This is a genomic window from Veillonella sp., from assembly GCF_019414865.1.
Classification (GTDB): domain Bacteria; phylum Bacillota; class Negativicutes; order Veillonellales; family Veillonellaceae; genus Veillonella.
The window spans coordinates 1-3,394 of sequence record NZ_DXLG01000147.1 but is presented as its reverse complement, the minus strand read 5'-3'; the positions used below and the strand labels follow the sequence as shown (position 1 = coordinate 3,394).

The following is a 3,394-nucleotide window of genomic DNA, read 5'->3' as shown; positions in this document are numbered from 1 at the left end:
GATTAATACCATACAATTCTCCAATAAACTATAACAATGAGGTGCCTTTTTTGTGCATAATATAGGAAATCAGTATCTTATAAGTGTGGATCTGCCGTATGCTATAATAAAGAACATCTAAAAGTGTATTGTAAAAGAGACTGGTAAAAAATGAAAAAACTTGAAATGTTAGGATATTTTTGGATTTTCACATCTATATCGTTATGTATAGGGTTATATAAACTTGAGCTTAGTAAGCGTGTCATTGATGAAGAGTATGAATACATCAAAAAACATAGAGCTTTTGGTAATTTAACCAAGTATTTAACAATAATTGCAATTATAAGTATATTACTACTAAACCTTAACTTTTTAGTCTATAAAGATTATGAGTTTGTGTCACGTTTTGGTGGGGCTTGGGGATTCTTCGTGCTTTTGATAATGTGTACAGGATTTTTTCAAAAGAGAGACAGTTTATATTATAAACGTGGGATAATTGCTATTGTTTCAATATTATTCGGTGTTGTAGGCTCTGCTTATGCGTTTAAAGATATATTCTTTAAGTAGTAAAGAGAAAGATTGAATACAAGAAAAGTATCGTCGATGAAAAATGAGGTAAAAGATGAGTAGGTTAACAATATTAGGTAGTACGTTTGTTTTTGCATCTATCATATCGGGAATAGCCTTATATAAACTTGAAATTCGTAAGACTTCAATTAATGAAGAGTATGAATACATAAAAAAACATAGAGTTTTTGGTAGTTTAACAAAATATTTGTCTATTATTTCTCTTATAAGTTTAGCTCTACTGATTCTTAAAATTATAATTGATAGAGATTATACAGTAATTGTGAGTTATGGAAGTGTTTGGACTATTTTTACACTTGTTACACTGTGCACAGGATATTTTCAAAAAAGAGATAGTATATATTACAATCGTGGACTCATTGCCGTATTTTCGATGCTGATGTTTATTACTGTTTGCATCTATGCGTTTAGGAAGGTATTATTCTAAATAAAAAATATATATTGTTTTATTATCTTAGACTAATAATATAGAATTCTTCAATAAACCATAATAAGAAGGCACCTCCTTCGAGGTGCCTTTTTTGTGCATAATATAGAAGATCAGTATCTAATAAGTGTGGAGCTGCCGTATGCTATAATTAAGAACATTTAAGAGTGTATTGTAAAAGAGACTGGTGAAAATGATTAAAGGAGAGTATAAACCATGATTCATTTAGATTATCTATTAGTTATAGGAATATTACTTAGCATTTTACTCTTTCTTTTGGTTGGAGTCTTTTACTATAGTAAAGCTAATCTTTTGAAGGGACTAAATATTTGGATCTTAATAATACTTAGCGCTCTATTGAGTTATTTATTATATCCCTTATATGAACTGACAGATTATAGAGAAGAATTTACGTCAATCGTTATAATCGCTGCGATAATCATTAAAATAATTATCAATTTATCTATATTTATGATAGCTGATAGAATAACAACGAAATGGATTTCTAAATTAATTTTGATTCTATGGGTTGTTCTTGTTGAATGTTTGTATATGCCTATTCATTTATCATACCTTGTTTTCCTTTGTGTGTCAGGTGGAATCGTATTAATAGAACATTTAAGGGAGAGAAGAAAGAACATTTAGTTTTGACTTGTAATTACTTTTATAGCGTTCACCTTTGAAATATGATATACTATTCTAACGCGCATAATTCGTGTGCGATAGGAGGAAACACATTTAGATGTTAGAAAAATTTGAACAATTAATGATTAGCGAACCTGTTCTAAGAGCGTTAAACGATATGGGCTTTGAAGAGCCTACGCCAATTCAACAGGAAGCTATCCCAGTAGCTATGAGCGGTAAAGACATGATCGGTCAAGCTCAAACAGGTACTGGTAAGACAGCAGCATTTGGCTTGCCTGTATTGGAACGCGTAGACGGGAATGAGCGTCACGTTCAAGTAGTTATTTTATCCCCTACACGAGAATTAGCTATCCAAGTAGCTGAAGAGCTTAACAAAATGGCTCAATACACGAATATCACTGCACTACCTATTTATGGTGGTCAAGATATTAATCGTCAGTTCCGTGCCTTGAAAAAGAACCCTCAAATCATCGTTGCCACTCCAGGCCGATTGATGGACCATATGGATCGTGGTTCTATCCACTTTGACCATGTGAAAGTTGTGGTATTGGACGAAGCCGACGAAATGTTAAACATGGGCTTTGTTGATGATATCAATAAAATCTTGGGTGCTATCCCAGAAGACCATCAAACATTGTTGTTCTCCGCAACTATGCCTAAAGCTATCCAACAATTAGCTGAAACATATTTGACAGAGCCAACATTGATTCGTATGAAACCGACTCAAGTTACGATGGACTTAATTGAACAATATTATATCGAAGTGCAAGACCGTCAAAAATTCGATGTTCTTTGTCGCTTGTTCGATATTCAAACACCTGAACTTGCTATTATCTTCACACGTACAAAACGTCGTGTTGATGAAGTAACTGAAGGTCTTAAAAAACGTGGTTACATGGCGGAAGGCATTCATGGCGATTTGTCTCAACAAAAACGGGACAGCGTAATTCGTCAATTCCGTGAAGGCACCATCGATATTCTCGTGGCTACTGATGTGGCAGCTCGTGGTCTTGATATTTCTGGCGTATCTCACGTATATAACTATGATATGCCTCAAGATCCTGAAAGCTACACACACCGCGTAGGTCGTACAGGCCGTGCCGGTAAAGCTGGTCAAGCTTTCACGTTCGTTATCCCTCGTGAAATGGAGCATTTACATGCTATCGAGCGTTTAACAAAACGTAAAATCGCACGCCGCCGTGCACCTTCCTTAGGTGAAGTTCTTGAAGGTCAACAACGTTTGGCAATTGAAAGTCTCGTTGAAATGACAGATAATTTAGAAGCATTAGCACCATTCAAATCTAGTGCAGAGGAATTGTTGAATGATACAGATTCCGTAACACTTTTGGCAGCAGCTCTTAAATTGTTAACAAAAGAACCAGATACAACTCCTGTAAATATTACAGAAGAAAAACCATTGCGTGTACGCCGTCGTCGTGAAGGTGGTCGTAGTGACCGCCGCCGTAGTGACCGTCGTAGAGATGGTGATCGCCGCCGTGACGGAGATCGTCGTCGTGATGATCGTCCTCGTCGCAGTCGCGATGACCGCAGAGGTGAACGTCGTGATGACCGCCGCAGAGATGCTCGTAGATCTGATCGTCCACGTGGTGACAGAAAACCTCGTCATCAAGGTGAAGGTTTCAAGCCTTACTTTAAAGACTAATAGAATGTGGATTGCTTTCGAGCAATCCACATTTTTTATTGTACGCCGAATAGGCATGACTAAACCCCCAGTTAAACTGGGGGTCGATAAAA

General features: G+C 36.2%; 2 protein-coding genes. Both read left to right on the top strand.

The window, feature by feature from the left end:
- Positions 1-150 precede the first annotated feature (150 nt).
- The gene (locus QZ334_RS07515) at positions 151-546 is read left to right on the top strand and encodes a hypothetical protein (protein ID WP_295233301.1); all 396 of its coding nucleotides are present in this window, start codon (positions 151-153) and stop codon (positions 544-546) included.
- Between the two features lie 1,190 nt (positions 547-1,736).
- On the top strand, positions 1,737-3,302 hold the full coding sequence (locus QZ334_RS07510; RefSeq protein WP_295233298.1) for a DEAD/DEAH box helicase: 1,566 nt from the start codon (positions 1,737-1,739) through the stop codon (positions 3,300-3,302).
- Positions 3,303-3,394 lie beyond the last annotated feature (92 nt).